This window comes from Mycobacterium sp. TH-M11 (assembly GCF_057473725.1).
The window spans coordinates 1-2,721 of the sequence record NZ_JBYCLD010000437.1; the positions used below are offsets into that span (position 1 = coordinate 1).

General features: G+C 67.3%; 2 protein-coding genes. Both read left to right on the forward strand.

Going from position 1 to position 2,721, the window contains the following annotated elements; all coding sequences use genetic code 11:
* Positions 1–2 precede the first annotated feature (2 nt).
* Positions 3–1,313 carry a type VII secretion-associated serine protease mycosin gene (gene mycP, locus AC2VOG_RS17105; RefSeq protein WP_486941045.1) on the forward strand — a complete coding sequence of 437 codons (1,311 nt, stop codon included), beginning with the start codon at positions 3–5 and terminating at the stop codon, positions 1,311–1,313.
* Positions 1,310–2,698 (forward strand): type VII secretion protein EccE, encoded by a 1,389-nt coding sequence (gene eccE / locus AC2VOG_RS17110; RefSeq protein ID WP_486941046.1) that lies wholly within the window; start codon positions 1,310–1,312, stop codon positions 2,696–2,698. The genes mycP and eccE overlap by 4 nt, the downstream gene beginning before the upstream one ends.
* Positions 2,699–2,721: the final 23 nt, after the last annotated feature.

Here is a 2,721-nt window from a genome sequence, read left to right on the forward strand (position 1 = left end):
TGCTGGCATTGCTGAGCGCGCCTCCCGCACTGGCGATCGCGCCTCCGGTGATCAACCCGGCGGCGATGCCGCCGGACCAGTTGGGCCCTGACCAGCCCACCGAACAGCGCCGGGTCTGCTCGGCGCCGACGTCATTCCCGGGCGCCAACTTCGCCGACCCGCCGTGGGCCAACAACTACCTGCATGTCGCGGAGGCGCAGAAGTTCGCCACCGGCGCCGGCGTGACAGTGGCCGTCATCGACACCGGGGTCAACGCGTCGCCGCGGGTACCCGCCGAACCGGGCGGGGATTTCGTCGACAAGAGCGGCAACGGTCTGTCCGATTGCGACGCCCACGGCACCCTGACCGCATCGATCATCGCGGGAAGGCCCGCTCCTACCGACGCCTTCGTCGGCGTCGCACCCGAGGCGCGACTGCTGTCTTTGCGGCAGACATCCGAAGCCTTTCAACCGGTCGGTGCGCACATCGACCCCAACGATCCCAACAGCACGCAAACGGCCGGGTCCATCCGCAGCCTGGCCCGGGCGATCGTGCACGCCGCCAATATCGGCGCCAACGTCATCAATGTCAGCGAAGCGGCCTGTGTCAAGGTGACCCGACCCGTCGACGAGTCCACGCTCGGAGCGGCGGTCAACTACGCCGTCAACGTCAAGAATGTCGTGATCATCGTCGCCGCCGGCAACACCGGGCAGGACTGCACCCAAAACCCGCCGCCCGACCCGTCGAAACCCAACGACCCGCGCGGCTGGCAGGAAGTCCAGACGATCGTGACGCCGGCCTGGTACGACCCGCTGGTGCTGACGATCGGCAGTTTCGGCCAGGACGCGCTGCCCAGCAACTTCTCCATGCACGGGCCCTGGTTGGGCGCTGCCGCGCCCGGGGACAACATCACCGCTTTGGGCTACGACGGCAATCCCGTGAACGCGCTGCAGGGCCAAGACGGCCCGATACCCATCGCCGGAACTTCGTTCTCGGCGGCATACGTCTCGGGCGTGGCAGCCCTGCTACGACAGCGCTTCCCTGATCTGACCGCGGCGCAGATCGTCAACCGGATCACCGCCACCGCGCGCCACCCCGGTGGCGGTGTCGACAACGTGGTCGGCGTGGGAGTCGTTGATCCGGTCGCGGCGCTGACCTGGGATCTGCCCCCCGGTCCGAAGTTCGCGCAATTCAACGTCAAGAAGATTCCGCCGCCGGTGTACATTCCGCCGCCCGACCGCGGACCGGTCACCATGGTCGCCGTGGCAGGAGTCGCCCTGGCGCTCGTGCTGGGCATAGCGGCGCTGACTCGACGGGCATTGAGCCGCCGATGAATAAGGTGGTGGGGCTGCAGTTTTCCAGTGGCCACGCGATAATCGCGGCAGTATTGGCACCGGCCTGCATCGCGGCGTCCATGCGAGCGGGTCGGTTGTGGGTCGGCATCACGCTGGCCGTACTGATAGCCCTGATTTCGGTCGTCACGGTGCGCAACAGGCGGCTGAGCGGCTGGATGCAAGCGTTCACCGCATGGCGCCGGAGACGACGCAACGCTCCGCCTGCGCCGTCCGCACCGGCAATAGGCGCAACGGTGCTGCCAGGCGATCACGTCGCAGTCCGCTGGCAGGACGACCACCTCGTCGCGATCATCGAGCTGGTTCCCCGGCCGTTCACGCCGACGGTCATCGTGAACGGCGAGGCGCACACCGACGACGTGGTCGACACCCGGCTGGTCGAGCGACTCGTTCAGGCGCACTGCCCCGATCTTGAAGCCGACGTCGTATCCGCCGGATACCGGGTCGGCAAAACGGCGCCTGCCAACCTCGTCGGGCTCTACCAGCAGGTGATCGGCCCCTACCCGGCACCGGCCAATCGACGCACGTGGATTGTGCTGCGCGCCGATCCGGAGGCGGCACGCAAGTCAGCGCATCGGCGCGACGTCGGGGTGGCCGGGTTGGCCCGCTATCTGGTGGCCTCGACGACGCGCATCGCCGACCAGCTGGCCAGCCTGGGCGTCGACGCACGGTGTGCGCGCAGTTTCGACAGCTTCGACCAGGCCACCGAAATCAGCTTCGAGCACGAGACATGGTCATTCATCAAGGGCCGCAGCGCATTCACCGCCGCCTACGCGGCTCCGGGCGGGCCGGACGTCTGGTGGTCTGAGCAGGCCGACCACACGATCACCCGGGTCCGTCTCGTGCCCGGCGCCGCGCCGCAGTCCACGGTATTGCTGACAACGCTGTCCCTTCCGCGGACACCGCGGGGCTTCTCGTGTTTGTTCGGCGGCCAGCGAGCGGCGCTGTCAGGCCGTACCCCGGTCAGTGACCGCCACTATCACCTGCCAATCGGGTCAGCCGGCGTTCTGGTCGGTGAGACGTCGGACCGCTACCCCGTCTACATGCCCTTCGACGATGTCGATACGAGCATCAATCTCGGTGACGCCCAACTGTTTACGCAATTCGTCGTACGCTCCGCGGCAGCCGGCGCGGTGGTCACTCTCGAACCACGCTTCTCCGAATTCGCCGGTTACGTCAACGGCCGCATCGGGCAGGTGAACAAGGTCGTCTGGCCCAACGCGACGACCTACCTCGGCCCGCAACGCGGTGTCGGCCGAGTCATTCTGCGGCCCAACTTTATTGGCACGCCCCGGCACCGGCAGCTGCCGATTCGGATGATCCAGCCACGCGAGGAAAGCCGTTACCAGTGGGCGCTGGAAAAGTGAGCCTGAGGAGGAATCATGGGCGA